The organism is Pseudomonas sp. FSL W7-0098 (assembly GCF_005930585.1).
Taxonomy (GTDB): Bacteria; Pseudomonadota; Gammaproteobacteria; order Pseudomonadales; family Pseudomonadaceae; genus Aquipseudomonas; species Aquipseudomonas bubulae.
This window is the reverse complement of record NZ_RXHW01000009.1, coordinates 164,357-189,389: the sequence shown is the minus strand read 5'-3', so window position 1 is coordinate 189,389 and position 25,033 is coordinate 164,357. Positions and strand designations below refer to the sequence as shown.

At 57.9% G+C, this 25,033-nt stretch carries 22 protein-coding genes and 1 pseudogene; 11 read left to right on the top strand and 12 right to left on the bottom strand.

Annotated features, from left to right (window positions below):
• Positions 1 to 5: 5 nt before the first annotated feature.
• A complete protein-coding gene (locus FHL07_RS17810; protein WP_138738748.1) occupies positions 6 to 890 on the top strand; it encodes a LysR family transcriptional regulator in 885 nt (294 codons plus the stop codon).
• Between the two features lie 38 nt (positions 891 to 928).
• Here the strand turns inward: FHL07_RS17810 and FHL07_RS17805 are convergent, their stop codons facing one another.
• From FHL07_RS17805 to FHL07_RS17790, 4 genes and pseudogenes are all read right to left on the bottom strand, one after another.
• Positions 929 to 1,675, bottom strand: a complete 747-nt coding sequence (locus FHL07_RS17805; protein WP_095024230.1) for a penicillin-binding protein activator LpoB — start codon at positions 1,673 to 1,675, stop codon at positions 929 to 931.
• Between the two features lie 3 nt (positions 1,676 to 1,678).
• Positions 1,679 to 2,265, bottom strand: a pseudogene (lpoB, locus tag FHL07_RS17800) (penicillin-binding protein activator LpoB).
• A 35-nt stretch (positions 2,266 to 2,300) separates the two neighbouring features.
• Positions 2,301 to 2,672: a YcfL family protein gene (locus FHL07_RS17795; RefSeq protein WP_095000688.1), complete on the bottom strand. Its 372-nt coding sequence runs from the start codon at positions 2,670 to 2,672 to the stop codon at positions 2,301 to 2,303.
• A 10-nt stretch (positions 2,673 to 2,682) separates the two neighbouring features.
• A complete protein-coding gene (locus tag FHL07_RS17790; protein ID WP_095017802.1) occupies positions 2,683 to 4,080 on the bottom strand; it encodes a COG3014 family protein in 1,398 nt (465 codons plus the stop codon).
• Positions 4,081 to 4,452: 372 nt separating this feature from the next.
• On the opposite strand from FHL07_RS17790, the gene FHL07_RS17785 reads away from it, so the two are divergent.
• Together FHL07_RS17785 and FHL07_RS17780 are read left to right on the top strand one after the other, a co-directional pair.
• Positions 4,453 to 6,351 (top strand): cytochrome c/FTR1 family iron permease, encoded by a 1,899-nt coding sequence (locus tag FHL07_RS17785; RefSeq protein ID WP_095000690.1) that lies wholly within the window; start codon positions 4,453 to 4,455, stop codon positions 6,349 to 6,351.
• A gap of 53 nt (positions 6,352 to 6,404) precedes the next feature.
• Positions 6,405 to 6,857 (top strand): YaiI/YqxD family protein, encoded by a 453-nt coding sequence (locus FHL07_RS17780; RefSeq protein WP_016783011.1) that lies wholly within the window; start codon positions 6,405 to 6,407, stop codon positions 6,855 to 6,857.
• Here FHL07_RS17780 and elbB read toward each other — a convergent pair whose 3' ends face one another.
• On the bottom strand, positions 6,858 to 7,523 hold the full coding sequence (elbB, locus tag FHL07_RS17775) for an isoprenoid biosynthesis glyoxalase ElbB (RefSeq protein ID WP_095017800.1): 666 nt from the start codon (positions 7,521 to 7,523) through the stop codon (positions 6,858 to 6,860).
• A gap of 108 nt (positions 7,524 to 7,631) precedes the next feature.
• Here elbB and FHL07_RS17770 point away from each other — a divergent pair, with 108 nt between their 5' ends.
• Positions 7,632 to 8,870 (top strand): sterol desaturase family protein, encoded by a 1,239-nt coding sequence (locus FHL07_RS17770; protein WP_095020099.1) that lies wholly within the window; start codon positions 7,632 to 7,634, stop codon positions 8,868 to 8,870.
• Here the strand turns inward: FHL07_RS17770 and FHL07_RS17765 are convergent.
• Positions 8,848 to 9,468, bottom strand: coding sequence for a DedA family protein (locus FHL07_RS17765; protein WP_086799407.1), 621 nt, complete (start codon positions 9,466 to 9,468; stop codon positions 8,848 to 8,850). The genes FHL07_RS17770 and FHL07_RS17765 overlap by 23 nt on opposite strands.
• A 454-nt stretch (positions 9,469 to 9,922) precedes the next feature.
• Between FHL07_RS17765 and ppk1 the strand changes: the two genes are divergently transcribed.
• Positions 9,923 to 12,160 (top strand): polyphosphate kinase 1, encoded by a 2,238-nt coding sequence (ppk1, locus tag FHL07_RS17760; protein ID WP_095000693.1) that lies wholly within the window; start codon positions 9,923 to 9,925, stop codon positions 12,158 to 12,160.
• Positions 12,161 to 12,221: 61 nt separating this feature from the next.
• Here ppk1 and ppx read toward each other — a convergent pair whose 3' ends face one another.
• The 5 genes from ppx to FHL07_RS17735 all read right to left on the bottom strand — a co-directional run bounded on the left by ppx (position 12,222) and on the right by FHL07_RS17735 (position 16,728).
• Entirely contained in the window at positions 12,222 to 13,724 is a 1,503-nt protein-coding gene (gene ppx, locus FHL07_RS17755; RefSeq protein WP_095000694.1) for an exopolyphosphatase, read from the bottom strand.
• 172 nt (positions 13,725 to 13,896) lie between these two features.
• Positions 13,897 to 14,622, bottom strand: coding sequence for an amino acid ABC transporter ATP-binding protein (locus tag FHL07_RS17750; RefSeq protein WP_095000695.1), 726 nt, complete (start codon positions 14,620 to 14,622; stop codon positions 13,897 to 13,899).
• Positions 14,609 to 15,259, bottom strand: coding sequence for an amino acid ABC transporter permease (locus FHL07_RS17745; protein ID WP_169916205.1), 651 nt, complete (start codon positions 15,257 to 15,259; stop codon positions 14,609 to 14,611). Before FHL07_RS17745 ends, FHL07_RS17750 begins: the two co-directional genes overlap by 14 nt.
• Entirely contained in the window at positions 15,256 to 15,921 is a 666-nt protein-coding gene (locus tag FHL07_RS17740; protein ID WP_138738747.1) for an amino acid ABC transporter permease, read from the bottom strand. Before FHL07_RS17740 ends, FHL07_RS17745 begins: the two co-directional genes overlap by 4 nt.
• A 21-nt stretch (positions 15,922 to 15,942) precedes the next feature.
• Complete coding sequence (locus tag FHL07_RS17735) at positions 15,943 to 16,728, bottom strand: transporter substrate-binding domain-containing protein (RefSeq protein ID WP_095000698.1); 786 nt, start codon at positions 16,726 to 16,728, stop codon at positions 15,943 to 15,945.
• Positions 16,729 to 16,985: 257 nt separating this feature from the next.
• Here FHL07_RS17735 and FHL07_RS17730 point away from each other — a divergent pair, with 257 nt between their 5' ends.
• The 6 genes from FHL07_RS17730 (at position 16,986) to FHL07_RS17705 (ending at position 24,256) form a co-directional block, all read left to right on the top strand.
• Positions 16,986 to 17,693 (top strand): FadR/GntR family transcriptional regulator, encoded by a 708-nt coding sequence (locus tag FHL07_RS17730; protein ID WP_095031426.1) that lies wholly within the window; start codon positions 16,986 to 16,988, stop codon positions 17,691 to 17,693.
• Positions 17,694 to 17,813: 120 nt separating this feature from the next.
• Positions 17,814 to 18,143, top strand: a complete 330-nt coding sequence (gene trxA / locus FHL07_RS17725) for a thioredoxin TrxA (protein ID WP_016783018.1) — start codon at positions 17,814 to 17,816, stop codon at positions 18,141 to 18,143.
• A gap of 233 nt (positions 18,144 to 18,376) precedes the next feature.
• Positions 18,377 to 19,636, top strand: a complete 1,260-nt coding sequence (rho, locus tag FHL07_RS17720) for a transcription termination factor Rho (RefSeq protein WP_016783019.1) — start codon at positions 18,377 to 18,379, stop codon at positions 19,634 to 19,636.
• Between the two features lie 121 nt (positions 19,637 to 19,757).
• A complete protein-coding gene (locus FHL07_RS17715; RefSeq protein WP_138738746.1) occupies positions 19,758 to 21,752 on the top strand; it encodes an acyltransferase family protein in 1,995 nt (664 codons plus the stop codon).
• A 69-nt stretch (positions 21,753 to 21,821) separates the two neighbouring features.
• Positions 21,822 to 23,288, top strand: coding sequence for a 4-hydroxy-3-polyprenylbenzoate decarboxylase (gene ubiD / locus FHL07_RS17710; protein ID WP_095000701.1), 1,467 nt, complete (start codon positions 21,822 to 21,824; stop codon positions 23,286 to 23,288).
• Positions 23,288 to 24,256, top strand: coding sequence for a CDP-6-deoxy-delta-3,4-glucoseen reductase (locus tag FHL07_RS17705; RefSeq protein ID WP_095000702.1), 969 nt, complete (start codon positions 23,288 to 23,290; stop codon positions 24,254 to 24,256). Before ubiD ends, FHL07_RS17705 begins: the two co-directional genes overlap by 1 nt.
• On the opposite strand, the gene FHL07_RS17700 is transcribed toward FHL07_RS17705, so the two are convergent.
• Positions 24,253 to 24,735 (bottom strand): sn-glycerol-3-phosphate transporter, encoded by a 483-nt coding sequence (locus FHL07_RS17700; RefSeq protein ID WP_095025175.1) that lies wholly within the window; start codon positions 24,733 to 24,735, stop codon positions 24,253 to 24,255. The genes FHL07_RS17705 and FHL07_RS17700 overlap by 4 nt on opposite strands.
• Positions 24,736 to 25,033: the final 298 nt, after the last annotated feature.

The window sequence follows — 25,033 nt, the reverse complement described above, 5'->3', positions numbered from 1 at the left end:
AATCGATGAATCAGTTGCTGGCCATGCGGGCGTTTTGCTGCATCGTCGAGAATCGTGGATTTTCGGCAGCAGCCGAGCAATGGGAAATCACGTCTTCGACATTGTCCCGGCATTTACAGCATCTGGAGGCACAACTCGGTGTGCGGTTGATCAACCGCACAACCCGGCACTTGAGCCTGACTGAGGCAGGGGAGCGCTATCACGCGGCCTGCCTCGACATTTTGCAGCGGCTCGACCAAGCGGCGTTGGCTGTTGCCGACGATGGCAGCGAACCGTCAGGGACTCTGCGTATCAGCGTGCCTTTGGTGATCGGGACGCTGGAGTTGGGCAATTGGTTGCCCGGGTTCCAGCAACGCTACCCCAAGATCCGGGTAGACCTGTCCTGCGAGGACCGTTTTGTTGATCTGGTGGCTGAGCGCTTCGACCTTGCACTGCGCATCAGCGGCCCCCTGGAAGACTCCTCGCTGGTGGCCAAGAAACTGACCGTATCCGATCTGATTCTGGTGGCTGCACCCGGTTATGTCAGTCGCCAAGGCTTGCCACGCCAGGTCGACGAGCTGGCTACCCATCAGTTACTCGGTTTTACGGGGAGCAATGAGTGGCGGTTGAATTCGGCGCGGGCTGATACCGTGGTGGTGGCGCTCAACGGACGTTTCAAAACCGACACCATTACCTCCCTCCACAGCGCCGCGTTGGCCGGTCTGGGCATTGCCGCGTTCACACGGGCGACGGTGCAACAGAACTTGCAAAGCGGCCAGTTGGTACAGATTCTTCCCGACTACAACGCAGGCCAGCGTCATTACTTTGCCCTCTATCCGCACGCCCGCCTTCTGGCCCCCAAAGTGCGTGTTTTTGTCGAGTTCATGGCTCAGCATTACACGTCGGTCTGATCTCGGCTGTTGAGCGACAACTGGCTTGTGCTCAGGGCTCAGCGCAGAATCACCGCAGCTTCATCCTCGGGTAGTCTGTTGAGTGGTGCTGGCGCGCTCTTTGGCGGCTGAGGTGCAATGCCTGTCAGTTGCTCTTGTAGTTGCCGTACCACGTCCTCGCCAAGGGTTGCGGCTACGTCGCGTATAACCTGGGGCCGGTTAAGGGACACTCTGAGATCGTGGCGGTTTGTCAGTTTGATGTCCTCCCCTTTACCCATGGCAGTGAATGCTGAGGTGACCTCAAGGGTACGGGTGTTGATCAGGCTGAAGTCAGCAACCAGCGTCAACCCCAGTATCGCCGAATAACTCCTGGTATTGGCCAGTGCGTTGAGGTCCCGGGTGAAATCAATGTCAGACACCGTGCCAAACAGAACGTAGTCGGCGCCTTTGAAATGACCGGCCTTTATGCGCTTGATGACGTCATAAACATCCGTTTTGTCGCTGGCTTTGTAAGGCGTGGCCTGCACCAGTCGGAACAACCCGGATTTGAGAATCTTTCCTTTGATATCGCCACTGAAATTGCGCAACTCGTTTTGCTGGATGTAGCTGTTGCGGTTCTCGTACGTTTGGTAGCTCGCCGAGCCATTGGCGTTGTACGGGCCGGACTGAAAACGGTTACGTGCAGTGGTTGACTGGACGTATTGCTGTACGCGGGTCTCATAAGCCAGGTCGGTCACGGCTATTTTGGGGGCAGCTTGAACTTCCCAGATACAGAGCAGGCTGATAACGCATATCCAGATACGCATCGCTTAGCGCTCCGTTGTTTTGCGGATTTCTTTTTCGTCCATCCATTCCGCCAGGCCGCTTTCGAGATCGACCAGTTGCAGGTTGAATGTGTAGAAAACATCTTTGAAGTCCTTGCTGCGCTTCACAATCGAGGTGATGGAGCCTTCGAGGCGGTATTTGGCTGCGATCATGTTGCCGGTCTTGCTGATCGTCGTTTTTTGTACAGGCCGCTTTGGTTTTGCAACTGAAGTTGGTCGACCTGGCTTTGCATGTCGGTGTTGTCGCTCGCAAAACGAACGGTGCCAGTTTTCATCAGTTGGGTTTTTATCGACGTTGTTATCTGGCGGGTGTCGATGTACTCGCTGGTTTTGTTTTTCACATCGTAGACCTGCACCACCGGTCTTCCCTGAAGAATGCCGGACTGCGCAAGGGAGCGTGTCATGCTTTCGGCGATCATCTGCAGGTCAGTCGAGCCAAATTCATTGGTGATCAGTTCCACAGCCTTGGTGTCGCCATAAGCTATGTTTTTGCCGCCGATGACTGGCGAAGTGTTGGAACACCCGCTGATCAGAATCAGCATAAGGGCGAGTAATGAAGTGCGTGCAAGCATGGAATAGCTCTCCAGGAGTGACAAAAGTTATGGGTTCAGGGCGTTTTCACTTCCAAACGGAAATCCCTGGCCTGGGGCACTGGTGCAATAGCAGGAATAAAAGTGTTTTGTTTGGCGTACAGGGTGATGGTTTTCCAGCCTTCTTCATTGGCAACGGGAAAACCGTCCTTGCCCAGCCAGGTAAATCGGTAATAAACCATTCGGTTGTGGCGGCTGGTGTTGGTCATCTGGGCGTTTACGGTCATGAAGCCATTTACACGCGCTACGCGGATCGCTCCGGCAGAGATATGTTTGAACTTGCCCATGACCGTAATCTTGCTTGCTGCACTGTTGGGTTGTGGAGGTGACGGTGTGGCGCAGCCGATCAGTAAAAACAGCGCCAGAGCGCCCGAGAGCAAATATCGCATCGTGGGTTCCTCAGGGTTTTTGTCGGCTTATGAAAGCCAGCGGGGGGGTGACGGGTGTAGTACTGCCAGCGGCGGCATGGTGGAAAACGCGATTACCGATCGTGCGTATCGTGATGACCTGATAGCCGCGTTCGGCCCTTATGCGTATCGGCGTACTGCCCGGGATGTCGGGCAGACTAATTTGATGCTCACCACGGTTGAGGCGTAAACGCACCACATATGTGTTGTCTGCCAGGGTGCGCCAGGTGCGCGTATCCGCGTCTTCCAGCACAGTCGAAGCAACTCCCAGAAGCAGGCCGGCCAGCGGGTTGTCGTCATTGAGTTGTTTTTGTGCGACGCCTCGAGTGACAGCCCGCGCGCTGCTACGCAGGAGGATCCACGGCAGTTCATCGCGCAGGGCGCGACGCGACATGGTCGTGGTGGTGTTAAGCAAGGTGAGGGGATGAAGCTGGCCGTTGACGACGACATGGGTGAGGGGCGTATTGGGGGTGTAAGGCCTGATCACCGGAAATGACAGCGGCGTAATGACGAGGTTGTTGCTGATGGTTAATGGCAGTGGGAGACGTATTGAGTCTCGCGCCGGTGCAAAGCCATTTTGCAGCACTATCAGAACTTCGCTTTCATCGCTGCGGGCCTCTGGTTTGTCCAGGTTCAGCAGGTTTTGCTCGATCAGAGGTGTGTTGGGGCGCAGTTCTGCGGCCTTTCGATAGCCTGGTGCGGCAAGGCTTCGTTCTCCCAAAGCCTCGTAAACAAAGCCCGCCAAATAATGACTAAAGGCGCTCTGATAACTATTTTTCAGCTCCAGTACGTCGGGTGCATCAAGACTTTCCAGCGGGTAGCCACGCAAATCCTTGAGCCGGGCCCGTACTCCCCTGCGTTCTGCTTCCTGCTCACGTTTCAAGTATTCCTTGTCCCGAAGTTCAGTGATCAGGGCTTCGCGTTCATGGGTTTTTTTGATTTCCGTGCGGGCACCTTCGAAATCGTTAAGGTTCAACAGATTCAGAGCCATTTGCGTACTCAACCAGACTTTCTCGTAGTCATGGCCTTCATAGCGGCGGACTTTGTCGTTGACCAGAAAACTGGAGAACTGTGCGAGGTACCTGGCGGTATCGAGCCTGACCGACTCCTCCCAGGCATATATCAATTTGTCAGCGTTGCGCCATGCCTTCTGGCTTGCAGCAAGGTCGCCTTTTGCGCGCAATAACTCGCCTTTTTCCAGGTAGTAGAGAAGGTCTTTGTTCTGGCTGCTGTTGTTTTGTTCGAGCAGGACCAGTGCGCCATCGACATTGCCAGCCGACAACTGCTGGTTGGTGGCTTGCAGTTCGCTGTCATAACTACGAAATACCGAGCATCCAGTCAGTAAGGTGAGCACGCTCAAAATGAGAGCGTTAAGGGCGCGAGCGGTCATGGGTATGAGTGTCCCCGGGCGTGTAAACCATAAATACTTGTCGATACCGCAGAGACCGGGCCCGAGTACGGGTGATCAGTTGTGGTGAAGGATCGGTATTTTTAGCAGCGTCGGCGGAGGGGAAGTAGCCTTAATCAGGGCGTGATGGCTGTGTTTAATCACTTTGGGAAATTGCCTACATTTGTGGCGATAGTTAACCCACAAGCACTTGCAATAAAGGGGCTATCAATCTCCAAGGCTCGCTATGTTTAGCCAGTTCAATCGCAGAATTGCAATTCGCTGATTTACGGCGCGATCGCATACGAGGGTCTTGAGTCGGCGGCCAGTAACGGTAAACAATATGTTACTTCTCATTTCCATCCGGATTGATCGATGACCTCCCGCTCGCGTTTTTTGGCATGGCTATTGTTGCCCGTGCTCGCGTTGTGCAGCCTTGTTGCCTCTGCCAACACCCCGGAAGGCGCCTCACAAGCGCTGCACCTGATTGACTACATTGGTGCTGACTATCCGCCTACAGTTGAAAACGGCAAGGTTATTGATGAGACCGAATACCGCGAGCAACTCGAGTTTCTGGCCGTGCTCAAAGGCCTGCTCGCGGACTTGCCGCAACGCCCTGAGCGTGAGGAGCTGCTGCAAGGCGTGAACGCCCTGCAAAGCGCCATCGAACAGCGTGTAGACGGCACCGCCGTTGCGCATGAAGCACGTCAGTTGGGTGCCAAACTGGCGGTGGCCTACGAGGTCAGCCAGGCCCCCGCCATTACCCCTGACCCTACCCGTGGCGCACCCTTGTATGCCCAGCATTGCTCGGTGTGCCACGGTGAAACCGGCGCCGGTGACGGCCCTGCCAGTGTCGGTATGACGCCGCCGCCTGCGAACCTGCGTGACGCGCAGCGCCTGGACCGGCTGAGCCTCTACGCGATCTACAACACCCTTGGCCTGGGGGTTGAAGGCACCGATATGCCTTCGTTTGCTGATCAGCTGGACGAGCGTCAGCGCTGGGACCTGGCCACCTACATCGCCGGGCTGAGTGCCGACCCGAGTGCCAGCAAGGCAGACAAAACCTACAACCTGGCGGACCTTGCCCGTCAAACCCCGAATGAAGTGCTGGCGGCTGAAGGCCCCGAGGCGACCGCAACGTTCCGTGCCCAGCGGGCGCAGCCGCCGCAAGTCAAACGCGGCCCGGCGCAGCTGCTCGACTACACCAGCGCCACCCTGGATAAAAGCCTTGCGGCTTACCGCGCCGGTGACCGTGAGCAAGCCTACGACCTGTCGGTGGCGGCTTATCTGGAAGGTTTTGAACTCGTTGAAAGCTCGCTGGATAACGTTGACGCCAATGTGCGCAAAAACACTGAAAAAGCCCTGATGGCCTATCGGCAATCGCTGCAGGACGGCTTGCCGATCGAGCAGGTCGAGCAGCGACTGGAAGCGGCCAAAGTCTTGCTCAAGGAATCTGCCGGGCTGCTGGGCAGCGATGGCCTGAGCTGGACTTTGAGCTATATCTCCGGCCTGCTGATTTTGCTGCGTGAAGGCCTGGAAGCAATTCTGGTGCTGGCCGCGATCCTGGCTTTCCTGCGCAATACCGGCCAGCAATCGGCGGTGCGCAGTGTCAACGTCGGCTGGGGTCTGGCCCTGGTGGCCGGGCTGGCGACCTGGGCGCTGGCGGCCTATGTGATTGACGTCAGCGGTGCCCAGCGTGAACTGCTGGAAGGTTGTACTGCGTTGTTCGCCAGCGTCATGGTGCTGTGGCTGGGGGTATGGATGCACGACCGTCGTCACGCCGCCGCGTGGCAGGATTACATCAAAAGCAGCCTGGTCAGCGGTGGCGGTCGTTTTGGATTCGCGATACTGGCGTTCTTTTCGGTGTACCGCGAACTGTTCGAAGTGATCCTGTTCTACGAAACCCTGTGGCTGCAAGCCGGCCCGGCGGGCCACAACGCGGTACTGGCGGGCGGCGCCACGGCACTGGTCTTGCTGATGGGCCTGGCGTGGATCATCCTGCGTGGCTCGGCCAAATTGCCATTGGCGCTGTTTTTCAGCATCAACGCGGCTTTGCTCTGCGCCCTGTCGGTGGTATTCGCCGGGCATGGCGTGAAAGCGCTGCAAGAGGCGGGCATCTTTGGCACGCGGCCTGTCGCGTTCTTCGACTTCGACTGGCTGGGTATTCATGCAGATGCGTACTCGCTGAGTGCGCAGGCCGTAGCCATTTTGGCAATTATCGTGTTGTACGGCCGAAGCAAACTGGCGGAAAAGCGTCGGGTGCAGGCTTCTTAAATCCTTATACACCTCCCCTCAGTGGGAGCGGCAACACTCAGGAGTAATTCTCTATGCGTGTCTGGATCGACGCAGACGCCTGCCCCAAGGCGGCAAAGGATCAGGTCATCAAGTTCGCTCTCAAGCGTCAGTTTGAGGTGGTGCTGGTGGCAGGGCAGAGCCAGATCAAACCGACCTACGCCCTGGTCAAACTGATTGTGGTGCCCAGCGGCCCGGATGCGGCGGATGATTATCTGGTGGAGCACGCCGTGCCCGGCGAACTGGTGATTTGCAGCGATGTGCCGTTGGCCGACCGGCTGGTCAAAAAGGGCGTTGCCGCGCTGGACCCGCGCGGCAAGGAGTTTGACCCGCAAAACATGGGCGAGCGCCTGGCGGTGCGTAATCTGTTTACCGATCTGCGCGAGCAAGGCCAGGTCAGCGGCGGGCAGGGTGCCTATGGCGAACGCGACAAGCAGGCGTTCGCCAATGCCCTGGACCGTATCCTGACCCGGCTGGCACGGGGTTGATCAGTTTTTTTGCGTCAGCTCAAGCACGCGGTCAACCATCTTGTTGATCCCTGACGCTGCTTCGCTGATGGATTTGGCGAGCATATAGGCCGGGGTGCTGACCAGCTTGCGGGCCTTGTCCTCGACAATTTCCGACACTTCACACTCTTGGTGGGTGCCACCCATTTTGGTGACGGCTGCAGCGGTATCTGCGTCGGTGCCGATGGTGCAGATCACGCCTGGGCCATAAATCTTGGCGGCAATGGCAGGTGAGATGCACATCAGGCCAATCGGTTTGCCAGCTTCGGCAAAGGCTTCGGCCAGGCTCAGCACATCAGCCTGAACCGAGCACGCAGCACCATCGGTGGCAAAGCTGGAGAGGTTTTTGGCGGCACCAAACCCGCCCGGTATGATCAGGGCGTCAAAATCCTCGACCTTGGCCTCACGAACATCCTTGATCTCGCCCCGGGCAATCCGCGCTGACTCCACCAGTACGTTGCGTGACTCGGGCATTGGCTCGCCGGTCAGGTGGTTGATGACATGCAGTTGTGCAATGTCGGGGGCAAAGCACTGTACTTTGGCGCCGCGCTGGTCCAGGCGTAGCAGGGTGATCACGCTTTCGTGGATCTCGGCGCCGTCATAGACGCCGCAGCCGGAAAGAATCACGGCAACTTTTTTAGTGGTCATGTCGATCTCCTTGTTCATGGCATTAATGTCGCCTGATTTGGCGCTTGATGCCATAGGGTTTCGCAGCAAGTGCGCCTACGCTTGATGGAATACCGCTCGGGGTGTGCCATGAAGCTGATTCTGTATGCCGTACCGTTTTTCTTTGTGCTGATTGCTGTCGAGCTGCTGGCCGACCGCTGGCGCGCAATGCACACCTATCGCCTGGCTGACACTATCAGCAGCCTGAGCGCCGGTGTGCTGTCGACCACCACCGGTTTGCTGACCAAAGGCGTGGGGCTGATCACCTACGCGCTGGCATTGAAATATCTGGCGCTGCTGCAATTGCCCGAAGACAGCCTGTGGGTGTGGCTGTTTGCGTTTGTCTTGTACGATTTTTGCTACTACTGGCACCACCGCCTGGGGCATGAGCGCAACGTGCTCTGGGCCGCGCATTCGGTGCATCATCAGAGCGAAGACTACAACCTGTCCACCGCCCTGCGCCAAACCAGCACCGGGTTTGTGCTTGGTTGGGTCTTTTACCTGCCAATGGCGGTGCTGGGTGTGCCGCTGCCGGTATTTGTCACCGTGGCCACCGTCAACCTGCTCTATCAGTTCTGGGTCCATACCCGCCATGTGCCCAAGCTGGGCTGGTTCGAGTGGTTGTTTGTGACACCTTCCAATCATCGGGCTCACCATGCGCAGAATGCTCTGTATATGGATCGCAATTACGGTGGAGTGTTCATTGTCTGGGACCGTTTGTTCGGCACTTTTCAGGAAGAAGACGACGCCGAGCCGGTGATTTTCGGCGTGACCACGCCGCTGCAAAGCTGGAATCCGCTGTGGGCCAACTGGCAGTTCTATGGCCAGTTGCTGGCTGATGCGCAGCGCACCGAGCGCTGGCGGGACAAGCTGAGGATCTGGTTTATGCCCACGGGCTGGCGTCCGGCGGATGTAGCGGCGAAGTACCCGATAAACAAGCCGGACCTGAGCCGGTTTGTAAAATTCGAGGTGCCACTGGCACGGCGCCAACAGGTGTATATCGCGGCGCAATTTGCAGTTTATCTGGCGCTGGGCAGTTATTTGCTGAATCTGGGCGAGACGTTGTCGCCCCAGGCGCTGATGCTGGGCTGGGGGTATATGGCGTTGGGGCTGTTTGTGCTGGGGGCAGGTCTGGAGAACCGGCCCTGGGCGCTGAAACTTGAGTGGCTGCGCCTGGCGCTCAACCTGCCACTGGTCTGGCTGGCCCCTGTGGCCGGTCTATGGCCGGCCAGCGCATTGGGCTGGGTCGGCCTGTCCAGTTACACCCTGTTGAGCGTGATGGGGCTCTACGTGTGCAGAAACCGTATCACTCGGCTGGCGGGTTGCTGACTTCGGCGTTGCTCTTGTTTTTCTCTTCAAGAGCGGTCTGTCTGGCCAGGCGTGCATTCTTGAAGCGGCGGCGGGCCCACAGGCACAGGCCGATCAGGAGCAGGGCACCGAGCACCCACAGCTCATATTTCTTGACGTTGCCCAGCAAGCCTTCGAGCACGGCGCCAAAGTGATAGGCGGCGGTAGCCAGGGCAATGGCCCAGATGGCCGCACCAATGCCGTTGAGCAGCAAATAGCGGCCCGGAGGGTAGCCTGACAGGCCGATTGCCACGGGCATGACGGTACGCAGGCCGTAGACGAAACGGAAACTCAGGACCCAGATATCCGGGTGCCTGCGAATGTGCTCCAGCGCCTTGTCGCCCATAAGTTGCCAGCGCGGTTTGCGCGCCAACAGTTTGCGGCCGTGCTTGCGCCCCAGGAAGTACCACAGCTGATCTCCGGCATAACTGCCGAGGAATGCCACGATCATGACCAGTTTGAGGTCCATGTATCCGCGGAACGCCAAGAAGCCTGCGAGAACCAGAATGGTCTCACCTTCAAAGAACGTCCCTAGAAACAGGGCGAAGTAGCCGAATTCTTGAAGAAATTGTTGGAGCATTGTCTGGATGCTGGCGAAATGAACGCGCAGCCTACGCCTTAAGGGACGTTCGGGAAAGTATCGAAATGTGACTTTGCGTTAACAAGTCCTACAAATCATGTGTATTTGACCTACATCATTAGCGTTGTCATCTAGTGTTCATGGCGAAGCGTTATAACCATGCGCGCAGGTGATTATTGCTTCGAACCTGTGGGAGCTGGCTTGACTGCGATGGGGTTGACTCAGTCAATCTGAAACTCTGCGGTGTTTGAATCGCGAGCAAGTCCGCTCCCGCAGTGTCTGCGTCGGTTGATCAGGAAACAATTTCGACAAATCGGCCTCTAACCAGTCTCTGGCCCGCATAAAGCGCCCGGGAGCGGTTTAAACCCACAAGCGTTGATGGCATTCTGACAACTTGACTGCTGGTATCGCTTAACTGTTACGAGAGTCAAACCCGCTCTTACAGGAACATTCAATGAATACCGAAGGACTTGCTGAAATCGTTGCCACTGAAGCTCAGCCGATTGTTGAGCCAGTCCCTGAAACCCCGCCTGAACAGCAAGCCCATGCGCCTGCTGCGGCCGAGTCGCACGCGGCGGTGCATCCGGCGATTGCCGTTCCTGGCCTTGATGACAGCAGCCTGTACATCCATCGTGAGTTGTCGCAATTACAGTTCAACATTCGCGTATTGGAACAAGCGCTGGATGAGTCCTATCCGCTGCTTGAACGCTTGAAGTTTCTGCTGATTTTTTCCAGCAACCTGGATGAGTTTTTCGAAATTCGTGTCGCAGGCCTGAAAAAACAAATCACCTTCGCCCGTGAGCAGGCCGGTGCCGATGGCTTGCAGCCGCATCAGGCGCTGGCCCGCATCAGCGAACTGGTCCACGGCCATGTGGATCGCCAGTACGCGATCCTCAACGACATTCTGTTGCCCGAGCTTGAAAAGCATCAGGTGCGCTTTATCCGTCGCCGGCACTGGAACACCAAGATCAAGGCGTGGGTACGCAAGTTCTTCCGCGACGAAATCGCGCCGATCATCACGCCGATTGGCCTGGACCCGACGCACCCGTTCCCGTTGCTGGTGAACAAGAGCCTGAACTTTATCGTCGAGCTGGAAGGCATCGATGCCTTTGGTCGTGATTCAGGCCTGGCGATCATCCCGGCACCGCGTCTGTTGCCACGCGTGATCAAACTGCCTGAAGACGTGGGTGGGGCAGGCGACAACTATGTGTTCCTGTCGTCGATGATTCACGCCCACGCCGATGACCTGTTTCAAGGCATGAAGGTGAAAGGCTGCTACCAGTTCCGCCTGACCCGTAACGCCGATCTGGCGGTTGATACCGAAGATGTTGAAGACCTGGCCCGTGCGCTGCGTGGCGAGTTGTTCTCGCGTCGATACGGCGATGCCGTACGCCTGGAAGTGGCCGACACATGCCCCAAGCATCTGTCCGACTACCTGCTCAAGCAGTTCAGCCTGCATGAGACCGAGTTGTATCAGGTCAATGGTCCGGTCAACCTGACACGCCTTTTCAGCATCACCAGCCTCGACAGCCACCCTGAGCTGCAATACACGCCGTTTACCCCGGCGATTCCCAAGCTGTTGCAGAACAGCGAGAACATTTTTAGCGTGGTCAGCAAACAGGACATCTTGCTGCTGCACCCGTTTGAGTCGTTTACTCCGGTCGTCGACTTGCTTCGCCAGGCTGCCAAGGATCCGCATGTGCTGGCCGTACGCCAGACCCTGTACCGCAGCGGCGCCAACTCGGAAATCGTTGATGCGCTGGTTGATGCGGCGCGTAACGGTAAAGAAGTGACCGCGGTGATCGAGTTGCGTGCGCGCTTTGACGAAGAGTCCAACCTGCAACTGGCCAGTCGCCTGCAAGCTGCCGGTGCGGTAGTGATCTATGGCGTAGTCGGTTTCAAGACCCACGCCAAGATGATGCTGATTCTGCGCCGTGAGGCGGGGGAGATCGTGCGTTACGCGCATCTGGGTACCGGCAACTACCACGCCGGCAACGCCAAGCTTTACACCGACTACAGCTTGCTGACCTCCGACGACGCGCTGTGTGAAGACGTCGGCAAGTTGTTCAGCCAGTTGATCGGCATGGGCAAGACGCTGCGCATGAAAAAACTGCTGCATGCGCCTTTCACTTTGAAAAAGGGCATGCTGGACATGATTGCCCGCGAGACCCAGTTCGCTGTTGAAGGCAAACCGGCGCATATCATCGCCAAGTTCAACTCGCTGACCGATCCGAAAATCATCCGTGCGCTGTACAAGGCCAGTCAGTCCGGCGTGCGTATTGATCTGGTGGTACGCGGGATGTGCTGCCTGCGTCCCGGGATTGCCGGCGTTTCGCACAATATTCATGTGCGTTCGATCATCGGTCGCTTCCTGGAGCACACACGGGTGTTCTACTTCCTCAATGGCGGCGAGGAGCAGATGTTCCTGTCGAGTGCCGACTGGATGGAGCGCAATCTCGATAAGCGTGTTGAGACGTGCTTCCCGGTCGAGGGTAAAAAGCTGATTCTGCGGGTCAAGAAGGAGCTTGAGTGCTATCTGACGGACAACACCCACAGCTGGAGCCTTCAGTCGGACGGGCGGTATATCCGCAATACGCCAACGGGCAACCAGAACCCGCGCAGTGCGCAAGCCACGCTGCTTGAGCGTCTGAGCCTGCCGGTACTGGCCGTGAGTACCGGGCCATCGGTATAACGCTGTAACGACTGTGGGAGCGAGCCTGCTCGCTCCCACAGTTGGTTTGAGTTGTGCCCGGTCAGGAAACCGTCAGCACAATTCCGACCCGGGTCAGCCATTGCGCTTCTTGTTCGAAGTCAGCCTGGGTCAGCGGGTTCTGTTCCAGCCAGCCGTCGGGGAAGATGACGTCCAGGTGATCGCCCTCGGCGCGCAGCTTCACCTGCGAGGCTTCCTGGTTGCCACGGATGTGGTAGAACAGGATCGCAAAGCGCAACAGCACGCACAGGCGAATCAGCTTGATGCCGTCTTCGCCAAATTCGGCGAACTTGTCTTTAGGAATGTTGCGACGATGGCCGCGCACCAGCAGCGCGAGCATTTGCTGGTCTTCGCGTGAGAAACCAGCCAGGTCGGAGTGCTCTATCAAGTAGGCGCCGTGCTTGTGGTAATGATAGTGGGCAATGTCCAGCCCGACTTCATGCACCTTGGCCGCCCAGCTCAGCAGTTCACGCCATACACCGTCCTTGAGGCCCCACGACTTGGCCACTTGATCGAAGGCGCGCAGCGCCTTGCGTTCAACCCGTGCCGCTTGCTCGCGATCGACATGGTAACGGTCCATCAGCGAGCTGAGGGTGCGCTCACGCACGTCTTCGTGGTGATGGCGGCCCAGAAGGTCGTACAGCACGCCTTCGCGCAGGGCGCCGTCACAGTGATCCATACGTTGCAGTTCAAGGGCGTCGAAGATTGCTTCAAGAATCGCCAGCCCGGCCGGGAAGATGGCGCGACGGTCGGGCTTGATGCCTTCGAAGTCGATCTTGTCCGCGTCGCCCAGCTTGAACAGCTTGCGCTTGAGCCAGGACAGGCCTTCGGCGTTTACTTCGCCGTTACCATGACCGCCCGCCTTGAGCGCCAGGCCAATGGCCCGAATGGTACCCGAAGAGCCGATGGCCTCATCCCAGGTCAGGCGGTGCAGGGCGTGCTCGATGCTCATGATTTCCAGGCGCGCAGCCGTGTAGGCCTGGGCGTAGCGTGCCGGGGTGATCTTGCCGTCGCGGAAATAGCGCTGGGTAAAGCTGACGCAGCCCATTTGCAGGCTTTCGCGTAGCAGGGGCTCAAAACGCTGGCCAATGATGAACTCGGTACTGCCGCCGCCGATGTCGGCCACCAGGCGTTTGCCTGGCGTGTCGGCGAGGGTGTGGGACACACCCAGGTAGATCAGGCGCGCTTCTTCACGACCGGAAATCACTTCAACGGTGTGACCCAGGATCTCTTCGGCACGCACGATAAACTCGTTGCGGTTGCGCGCCTCGCGCAATGCGTTGGTTCCCACAATACGCACGGCACCCAACGGCATACCGTTGATCAGTTGGGCGAAACGCTTGAGGCAATCGAGCCCGCGCTGCATGGATTCTTCGCTGAGCTTGCGTTCTTCGTCGATGCCGGCAGCTAACTGCACCTTGTCACCAAGACGCTCAAGTATGCGGATTTCGCCGTTCTGGGCCTTGGCCACCACCATGTGAAAGCTGTTAGAACCCAGATCAATGGCGGCGATCAGGGACGGATTCCTTGCTTGGGATTGGGGCATGGTTGAGGGGTCTCGGTCGATAACCCGGCCATCGTGCCACGATCAAAGGCTCGCGCCAACGCGTGATATCACCTGCCTTGATGTGGAGCACGAAAGCAATGAGGTTAGCTGTTATCCGAGGCCTCGTGTTTTCAGGCTCTGCGATTCCCGTAGCCTCGTACCTCGTCAGTGACTACAACGTTCCGATGAAATTCGCCAGTTCCGGGGTTTGCGGGTTGGCGAACAGCACTTTGGGGTCACCCACTTCATGCACCTTGCCCTGGTGCATAAACACCAGTTTGTCGCCAACTTCACGGGCAAAACGCATCTCGTGGGTGACCATGATCAGCGTCATGCCTTCACGGGCCAGCTGACGCACCACGCTGAGCACTTCATTGACCAGCTCCGGGTCGAGGGCCGAGGTGATCTCATCACACAACAGCACCTTGGGTGACATGGCCAAAGCCCGGGCAATCGCCACCCGCTGCTGTTGACCGCCCGACAGGCGCTCCGGGAAGGCGTCGAACTTGTCGCCCAGCCCCACCCGTTCCAGCATCTGGCGCGCCAGTTCGGCGGCCTTGGCTTTGGGCACCTTTTGCACCACTTGCGGGGCCAGCATGACGTTTTCGCCCACGCTCAGGTGCGGGAACAGATTGAACTGCTGAAACACCATGCCGACCTTCTGGCGCAGGCTTCGCAAGTCTGCGCGGGCGGCATCCAGGTATTCGTCATCGACCTCAATCACCCCGTCGTTAATGGACTCCAGCCCGTTCAGGGTTCTGAGCAAGGTACTCTTGCCCGAGCCGCTGCGGCCAATGATAGCGACCACCTGGCCCTGTTCGACCGTCAGGTCGATGCCTTTGAGCACGTGGTGGTCGCCGTAGTATTTATGCAGGGCGGTAACTCTAAGCAGAGGCATGCAGTCTCCTTTCCAGATAGCGCGCACTGAGCGACAGGGGGTAGCACAAGAGGAAGTAACCCAGAGCCACCAGGCCATAGACCATGAAAGGCTCGAAGGTGGCATTGGCCAGCATGCTGCCGGTCTTGGTCAATTCGGTGAATCCAATAATCGAGGTCACGGCAGTGCCTTTGATGACCTGCACCGAAAAGCCTACGGTCGGCGCGATGGCGACCCGCAAGGCTTGCGGCAGGATCACGTAGCGCAATTGCTCCAGCGGGCTGAGTGCCAGGCTGGCCGAGGCCTCCCACTGGCCGTGGGCAATCGACTCGACGCAGCCGCGCCAGATCTCGGCCAGGTAGGCACTGGTGAACAATGTCAGCGCCAGGGCCGCGGCCATCCACGGCGAAATATCGATGCCCAGCAGGGCAATGCCAAAGAAGATCAAAAACAGCTGCATCAGCAGGGGCGTACCCTGGAACAGCTCTATATAACCGCGCGCCAGAGTGCGGGCGAAGCGGCTTTTGGAAATGCGCATCAGCAACACCAGCAAGCCGATAAAGCCGCCGCCGATAAACGCAACAAGAGACAGGGCGACTGTCCACTGCAAACCCGTCAGCAAGTTACGCACGATGTCCCAGAACGTGAAATCCATCAGCGACTCCTGCTCAGGTAGCGGCGGCCGAACCAGTTCAGTAACTGGCGGATCAACAAGGCCATGCACAGGTAAATCAGGGTGGTCAGGACGTAGGTTTCGAAGCTGCGAAAATTGCGTGACTGAATGAAATTGGCAAAAAAGCTCAGCTCTTCAGTGGCAATTTGCGAGCAGACCGCCGAGCCGAGCATCACGATGATGATCTGGCTGCTCAGAGCTGGCCAAACCTTGGCCAGCGCCGGTTGCAGGACCACATGGCGGAACGCCTCGAATCGGCTCATGGCCAGTGCAGATGCTGCTTCCAGCTGGCCTTTGGGGATCGCCTGAATACTTGCGCGGATAATTTCCGTGGAATAGGCACCCAGGTTGATCACCATCGCCAGCACCGCGGCCTGCCACTCGCTGATATGCACACCCAGGCCCGGCAAGCCGAAAAAGATAAAAAATAGCTGCACCAGAAACGGCGTGTTGCGGATCAACTCGACATACAACCCGAACAACGCAGCGAAAGGTCGAATATTCCACGCCCGGACCACGGCGCCGACAATCCCCAGGCTGACGCCGAATACTGTGCCGATCGCTGTCAGTTCAAGGGTAAACAGGGCGCCGCGTAATAACAGGTCGCTGTTTTGCAGCACCGGTAAAAAGTCGAACTGATAAGCCATGATTGACCCCGTCGCAAAGTGTCAGAGGTCAGCTGGCAGCGGCTCTTTAAGCCATTGCAGCGCGTTTTTTTCCAGGCTGCCGTCAGCCTTGGCCGTGGCCAGAATCTGGTTCACCTTGTCCAGCAACTCGGGCTGGCCCTTGTTCACGCCGACGTAGACCGGTGAATCCTTGAGCTTGAGTTTCATGGCCGGGATGCGCTTGGGGTTGCGTTCGCTGATGGCGACCATCACCACGTTGCCGCTGGCGATCAGGTCCACCTGGCCTGCCAGATACGCGGCGATGGTCGAGTTGTTGTCTTCGAAGCGTTTGATGGTCACGCCGGCTGGCGCCACGTTGGTCAGTTCGATGTCTTCGATGGCGCCACGGGTCACGCTGATGGTTTTACCCTTGAGGTCATCCAGGGTCTTGATCTGCGCGTCTGGCGGGCCAAATACGCCAAGGTAGAACGGCGCATAAGCGTGGGAAAAATCGATGACTTTTTCACGATCCGGGTTTTTGCCCAAGCTGGAAATCACTACATCGACTTTGCCGGTGGTCAGATAGGGCACACGGTTGGTGCTGTTTACGGGCGTCAGTTCAAGTTTGACCTTGAGCTGATCGGCCAGCAATTTGGCGGTGTCGATATCCAGCCCGCGAGGCTGCATGTCCGGGCCGACCGAGCCGAAGGGCGGAAAATCCTGGGGGACTGCGACCTTGAGGGTGCCGCGTGCCATCACCTCATCGAGGTCACTGGCGTGGGCCGGGGCCTGGCTCAGCATCAGGCTGGCGAACAAGGCGCAAATCAAGGCGCTGTAACGCTGGGTCATGGCAATTCTCCGGAAAGGGCGCGCGGTGGTGTGCGCCGTTGAGCCAGAGCACAGGCCATGCCAACAGGGCTTTTATGACCGCCAGGGCTGATTTCAAAAGGCATGCGGCGGTCTGACTGGTCTGAACAGTGATGACGTTTTTTGCACCTCTATCGGGCGTTTCTCACAGGGCTTGAACCGGCTTGGGGCGTGACTTGCCGAGCGTTGGCAATAGCTTTACAACTACGCCTTTCCTGAGCCGATCAAGCCGAGTTGTGATGAATTCAAGCGCACGGGCCGTACCCGAAGTGGCATTGCTGGCCATTCGTAAATTGATCGCCGAAAACGCTTTTGCGCCGGGAGATGCCTTGCCGTCGCAGCGCGAGCTGGCGGTGCAGTTGGGGGTCAGCCGGGCATCGCTGCGCGAGGCGCTATCTTCGCTCAGTGCCCTGGGCGTGATCAGTGTGCAGCCGGGTAAAGGCGTGTATGTGCAGGCCGCGCAAGCAGATGTCCCGGTTGTTCCGGTTACGGACTGGCCCTATGCAGCCCAGGCTTGCCCGCAGGATATTTTCCAGCTGCGATACGCACTGGAAGGTTTCGCTGCGGGGCTGGCGGCGGTGCGCTTGACCCGCGACCAACTGGATGTGTTGCAGGACAATGTCGAGGCAATGCGCCATGAGTTACGCGCCGGGGATTTTGAGCGTGCCGCGCAGCTGGACTTCGAGTTCCATCAACTGATCCTGCGTGCCAGTGGCAATCAGGCAATGGCCACTATGCTGATCACCCGTGGCGATATTTTTCTGGAAAGCCAGAAGCTGCCGTTTATCCGCCCGGAGCGGGCCATGGAAACCTGGCAGGAGCACCGCAAAATCCTCCGGGCCCTGGCCCGTCATGCCAGCGGCCCTGCGCAAAAGGCCATGAGCGAGCACATTCGCCAGGCTGCCTCGCGAACCGGGATTGCCTTCGTCACCCCCGACGGCTCCTGAAACGGGCGATATCTGCACTCATGCACCACTATAGTGAGAGTCAATCGTCCCTCACCTTCCTGAACGCGGTGATGACAGCTATGATGTGCTACGTTTTTGCTTACAACCACGGAGACTTCCATGAGCAGCGATCTTATTAAACACGTCACCGACGCTAGCTTTGAGGCCGATGTTCTCAAGGCTGAAGGCGCTGTACTGGTCGACTACTGGGCTGAATGGTGTGGCCCTTGCAAAATGATCGCGCCGGTTCTGGACGAGATCGCAGAGACTTACAAAGGCAAGCTGACTGTTGCCAAGCTGAACATTGATGAAAACCAGGAAACCCCGGCCAAGCACGGCGTACGCGGTATTCCTACGCTGATGCTGTTCAAGAACGGCAACGTTGAAGCCACCAAGGTCGGTGCGCTGTCGAAGTCGCAGTTGGCTGCATTCCTCGACGCCAATATCTAAGCGTCGATAAAAGCCCCGCTAAATGCGGGGCTTTTTCATGGCTCAAGGACTAGACGCTATGAAACTCAAGTGGTACATTCGGCCCCGCACTGGTTTCTCCATTGCCCCCTGCAAGCCGTCGCCGACGCACTCCTTATCGAATTAGTACGCGATCCTGTCGCCTTCTCTGCGGCGCGGCCTCATTAAGCCCAAAGCTTAATTTCCCTCCCCATAAATGATTACGTCATTCCTATATGAACCTGACTGAACTCAAGCAAAAGCCGATTACCGAACTGCTCGAATTGGCCGAACAGATGGGCATAGAAAATATGGCCCGTTCGCGCAAGCAGGACGTGATTTTCTCCCTGCTCAAAAAGCACGCGAAAAGCGGCGAGGAAATCTCCGGTGATGGCGTGCTGGAGATTCTCCAGGACGGCTTCGGCTTCCTTCGCTCCGCTGACGCCTCGTACCTGGCAGGCCCTGACGATATCTACGTCTCGCCTAGCCAGATTCGACGCTTCAACTTGCGCACCGGCGACACCATTGTCGGTAAAATCCGCCCGCCAAAAGAAGGCGAGCGTTACTTCGCACTGCTGAAAGTCGACACGATCAACTACGATCGTCCCGAGAACGCGAAAAACAAGATTCTCTTCGAGAACTTGACCCCGTTGTTCCCGACCGTACGCATGAAGATGGAAATCGGTAACGGTTCCACCGAAGATCTGACCGGTCGCGTGATCGACCTCTGTGCTCCGATCGGTAAAGGTCAGCGTGGTCTGATCGTTGCTCCGCCAAAAGCGGGCAAGACCATCATGCTGCAGAACATCGCGTCGAACATTTCGCGTAACAATCCTGAAGTGCACTTGATCGTTCTGTTGATCGACGAGCGCCCTGAAGAAGTAACCGAAATGCAGCGTACCGTTCGCGGCGAAGTGGTTGCTTCCACCTTCGACGAGCCACCAACCCGCCACGTGCAGGTTGCCGAAATGGTGATCGAGAAGGCCAAGCGCCTGGTCGAACACAAAAAGGACGTGGTTATCCTGCTCGACTCCATCACCCGTCTGGCCCGTGCCTACAACACCGTTATCCCGAGCTCCGGCAAGGTACTGACCGGTGGTGTCGATGCTCACGCCCTTGAGAAGCCAAAGCGTTTCTTCGGTGCTGCGCGTAACATCGAAGAAGGCGGCTCGCTGACCATCATCGCTACCGCGCTGGTTGAAACCGGCTCGAAGATGGATGAAGTGATCTACGAAGAGTTCAAAGGCACTGGCAACATGGAACTGCCTCTGGACCGCAAGATCGCTGAAAAACGCGTCTTCCCTGCGATCAACATCAACCGCTCCGGTACCCGCCGTGAAGAGTTGCTGACTGCAGACGACGAGTTGCAACGCATGTGGATCCTGCGCAAGCTGTTGCACCCGATGGACGAAGTTGCAGCCATCGAGTTCCTGGTCGACAAGCTTAAGCAGACCAAGACCAACGATGAGTTCTTCTTGTCGATGAAACGCAAGTAACACGGTTTCTCGCACAAAAATCAGGCGCCCCGCGAGGGCGCCTTTTTTTATGCCAAAAAAAAGGAAGGTTTGTGCTTAACTTCGGTCAATAAAAACAATGTATTAGCGAAATTGAGCGTATATGACTTCTCTTGTTTATCGCAGGGACATTGATGGCCTGCGAGCTGTTGCCGTGATTGCCGTAGTACTGTTCCACTTTGGTGTGCCGGGTTTTTCAGGCGGATTCGTTGGCGTCGATGTGTTCTTCGTCATTTCCGGTTATTTGATTACCTCGATCATCTGGCGCCAGCGTGAGGCGGCACGCTTCAGTTTTGTCGAGTTTTGGGCCCGTCGCGCGCGGCGAATCCTGCCGGCCTTGTTCGTGATGATGGCCGCCGTGCTGGCTGTGGGCTGGTTCCTGATGGCACCCAAGGACTACGAAGAGCTGGGGCGTTCGGTGCGCTACCAGGTGATGTTCGTTTCCAACCTGCTGTTTATGCGCCAGGAGGGCTATTTCGATGCGGCCAGCGATCTAAAACCGCTGCTGCATACCTGGTCGCTGGCGGTTGAGGAACAGTTCTATATTGTCTTTCCCTTGCTGCTGACCCTGCTGTCCAGCCGATTCAAGCACTGGCGGCTGGCTTTGTTCAGCCTGTTGCTGGTGTCGTTCGGGCTCAGCGTCTGGGCCGTGGCCCAGCATCCCGAGAAAGCGTTTTTCCTGTTGCCGATGCGGGCATGGGAACTGCTGGCCGGTGCCATGCTGGCGATTGCGCCTGCCAGCCAGAAGCGCCTGACCCCGGCGGCAGCGCAAGCTATCAGCCTGTTGGGCATGGGGCTGATTCTTGTTGCCGTGTTCGGCTATGACAACAGCACACCGTTCCCGGGTGCCGCAGCGTTGCTGCCCGTGCTGGGCGTGGTGGCCCTGATCTGGGCCAATGAGCATCAGAGCACCTGGGTCGGGCGTGTGTTGAGCACGCGGCTAATGGTCGGGCTCGGGCTGATTTCCTATTCCTGGTATTTGTGGCACTGGCCGGTTTTCGTGTTTGGCAGTTATGCCGGCGCGGAGGAGTTTGGTCCCGTGCTGACGGGCGGGTTGATTTCGCTGACGTTGATCCTCGGCTATCTGTCCTGGCGTTTTGTCGAAACGCCGTTTCGTGAGCGTCGAATATTGGCTGGCCGTCGTCAGATTCTCATCGCGGCGGGCTTGGGCATTCTGGTGTTGGGTATCGCCGGCCAGGCGCTGCGCTGGACCGATGGCCTGCCGTCGCGTTTGTCCGAGCAGGCGTTGCAATATGCGCGGGCCAGCGAATGGCGACCTGAGCTGATGGCCTGCATCACCGATGACAAGAGCCCGGCCGACACGCCGTTCTGCCGTTACGGACTATCGCCCGCCGCGCCGGCTCAGTTGCTGGTGTGGGGCGACAGCCACGCCACGGCCCTGATCCCGGCACTGGAAGAAAGCGCCCGCCAGCATGGCGTCAATGTGATGCTGGCCAGTTCGGCCGGTTGCCTGCCGCTTGAGGGGCTGGAGCACGGTACGCGGTGCGCCGATTACAACCGTCGTGTCGAGCGCACCCTGGCGACCGAGCCAGTGCGCGACATCCTGTTGGTAGCCCGCTGGAGCCTGTACTTGTATGGCGATGCCAAGGGCGATCACGGCCATGCGTTGCGCGATGGCAATGGCCACTATGACCGCGCGGTCGCCGAACAACGGTTGGCCGATGGCTTGCGGGCGAGGGTCGAGCAATTGCGCAAGGCCGGGTACCGCGTATGGCTGATGAAGGAGGCGCCGTTGCAACCGTTCAATCCGCCGTACCGCCTGAGCCGCCTGGCGATGCTGCACCAGCCAACCGCCGAAGTCGGCATGCCGGTTGAAGACCACCTCAGGCAAAAAGCGTTTATCAACCGGCTGTTTGCCGATATCGCGGCTGCTGATTCCAATGTGCAGGTACTGGACCCGACCCCGCAGTTGTGTGATGCCTCGGGGTTGTGCCGGGCCGAACAGGACGGTCATTCGTTGTATACCGATGACAATCATCTGTCCGAAATCGGCGCTCGCCTGGTTCTCCCGGCATTGGCCCCGCTGTTCGATGATCTGGCGTTGCGTGCCCCGGAGCAGGCCAATACCGCCCGCTGAGCAGCGATAAGCTGCCAGCGGCCGGCATAGCAGGTAGGATGTACGCCTATTTTAGGGGTGCCACCGTCAATGAAATTCAAGGATCTTCGGGATTTCGTGCAGCAGCTAGAGCAGCGCGGAGAATTGAAACGCATCCAGATTCCCGTTTCTCCAGTCCTGGAGATGACTGAAATCTGCGACCGCACGCTGCGTGCCAAAGGCCCGGCTTTGCTGTTCGAAAACCCGACTGGCCACACGATTCCGGTGCTCGGCAATTTGTTCGGCACGCCAGAGCGCGTGGCAATGGGCATGGGCGCCGAGTCTGTCAGCGAGTTGCGGGAAATCGGCAAGCTGCTGGCGTTCCTCAAGGAGCCCGAGCCGCCTAAAGGTCTGAAGGATGCGTGGTCCAAGTTGCCGATCTTCCGCAAGATCATTGCCATGGCGCCGAAAGTCGTCAAGGACGCGGTGTGCCAGGAAGTGGTCATTGAGGGGGATGACGTAGACCTCGCCATGCTGCCGGTGCAGCATTGCTGGCCGGGCGACGTGGCGCCCCTGATTACCTGGGGCCTGACCGTGACCAAAGGCCCTAACAAGGACCGGCAGAATCTCGGTATCTATCGTCAGCAGGTGATTGGCCGCAACAAGGTCATCATGCGCTGGTTGAGCCACCGTGGCGGTGCGCTGGATTACCGCGACTGGTGCGAAAAACACCCCGGCCAGCCATTCCCGGTATCCGTGGCCCTGGGCGCAGACCCGGCGACCATTCTCGGCGCCGTGACCCCGGTGCCCGACAGCCTGTCGGAATACGCTTTTGCCGGCTTGCTGCGGGGCAATCGTACCGAACTGGTGAAGTGCCGCGGCAACGACCTGCAAGTGCCGGCCACTGCCGAAATCATCCTTGAAGGCGTGATCCACCCTGGCGAGATGGCCCCCGAAGGCCCGTACGGCGACCACACCGGTTACTACAACGAAGTGGACAGCTTCCCGGTGTTTACCGTCGAGCGCATCACCCATCGGGTTAAGCCGATCTATCACAGCACCTACACTGGCCGTCCACCGGATGAGCCGGCGATTTTGGGCGTGGCGCTAAACGAAGTGTTTGTACCGATCCTGCAAAAGCAGTTCCCTGAAATCACCGACTTCTACTTGCCGCCCGAAGGCTGCTCGTACCGCATGGCCATCGTGACCATGAAAAAGCAGTATCCGGGGCACGCCAAGCGCGTAATGCTGGGTGTGTGGTCGTTTTTGCGCCAGTTCATGTACACCAAATTCGTTATCGTGACTGACGACGACATCAATGCCCGAGACTGGAACGACGTCATCTGGGCCATTACCACGCGTATGGACCCCAAGCGCGACACGGTAATGATCGACAACACGCCAATCGACTATCTCGACTTTGCCTCACCGGTTTCCGGCCTGGGTTCGAAGATGGGCCTGGATGCAACCAACAAATGGCCGGGTGAAACCACCCGTGAATGGGGTCGGGTCATCGTCAAGGATGAGGCGGTCACTCGCCGGATCGATGACATCTGGAATCAATTAGGAATAGATTGATGCGTGTAACCTTGCAGCCTTCAGGTGCGGTACTGGAAACCTTGCCTGGCGAGCGAATTCTGGATGCGGCGCAGCGTCTGGGCTATGAATGCCCGCAGAGCTGTCGCAATGGTAATTGCCACGTGTGTGCGGCCTTGCTGGTTGAAGGCCAGGTCGAGCAGGCGGGAGACGTGCGTGATCATGGCGAGTTTTATACCTGCCTGGCGGCCCCGCTTGAAGACTGTGTGGTGTTGTGGGATGGCGTGCTTGCGTTGGGAGAATTACCGGTGCGTAGCCTGGCGTGTCAGTTGACCGAGTGTGTCGATATGGGTGGCGATGTGTGGCGGGTGCGCTTGCGCGCACCTGCGGGCAAGCCGCCGCGTTATCACGCCGGGCAATACGTGATGCTGGAGCGTGAAAACGGTGACAAGTCGGCATTCTCGCTGGCCAGCGCACCGCACTCGGGGCGCGACCTGGAGTTGCATGTACTGGTGCGTGAAGACAGCGCCCGCAAGCTGATCGAGCAGTTGCAGCGCAACAGGATGGTTCGCCTGGAGCTGCCGTTTGGTGACACGCACTTGTCTGAATTGCCGGACGGGCCGTTGGTGCTGATCGCGGCGGGCACCGGCATGGCGCAAATGCACAGCCTGATCGAACATTGCCGTGCCAAGGGTTTCAAGCATCCGGTGCATCTGTATTGGGGCGTGCGTCGCCCTGAAGACTTCTACACCCTGGATGAATGGGCCGAATGGGAGAAAACGCCCAACCTCTTTCTGCACAAGGTGGTGAGTGACCTTTGTGGCTGGGAAGGGCGCTGCGGGATGTTGCATGAGGCTGTGTGCGAAGACATCAGTGACCTGGCCAGTGTGCATGTATATGCCAGCGGTTCGCCGGCGATGATCTACGGTACTCTCGACGCGTTGGTAGCTGCCGGCATGGACGCGCACCAGATGCGTGCCGACGTGTTTGCCTACTGCCCACGACCTTAAAACCGCACGCCAGTGGTAATCATGGCGGCATTGAAGCCGAGCAACACCAGCTCGGCGGCTACCGGGCCGTAGTGGGCGCCGACTGAGGGAATGATCACCGGCGCAATGCCGAAGCGATTGAGGGGAATCTTGTTCTTGTACTCGCCGCGGTAACCTTGCAGCAGGCCGCCCGTCAACTTCAAGTAAACAGGATAAGTGTCGCTATCAAAGCGTTTGCCCGCGTAGGTGTAAAACGATCGCTGGCTGAATGAGTTGCGAAAGGTGGCCACTCCATAGACCAGCCCCGAATCTTCATTGCGTTCAATGCCAATCAAGTCCTGATTGTTGTTGTGCTTGGAGTCAGGTGAAAAGTGCCGGGTATACACGCTGGTTTGCAGATACCAGAACCCTTTGTCGTCCTGTGTTGTATTGTCTTGCGCCAGGGTTGTGCTGGCGTATGCAAGTATCGGTAAACAGTAGCAGAGAACTTTTTTTCGCATTTTGCACCTTCTGGTGGTTATTTGAAGTGTGCGTAGGGTGCACAGCTATCCAGAGGTACCTATCCTGTTTTAATTGGTGTAGGCAGTACCTAAGCAATGTCATATATGCTTGTAGGAATTTTCTTTTTCTTATTGGGTGTTTGTGCTTATTTGGCGCGTAACCGATTCTCGCCTGGTTTGAGTCGCTGGCTTGATTATCCTGTTTCGCGCCTGTCAGCAGCCTGTCCGGTTGGTCAGATCATTGAGTGTGCAGTGATATAAGATTGGTGGATTAGTTTCTGTTACGTCATGTTTGCAG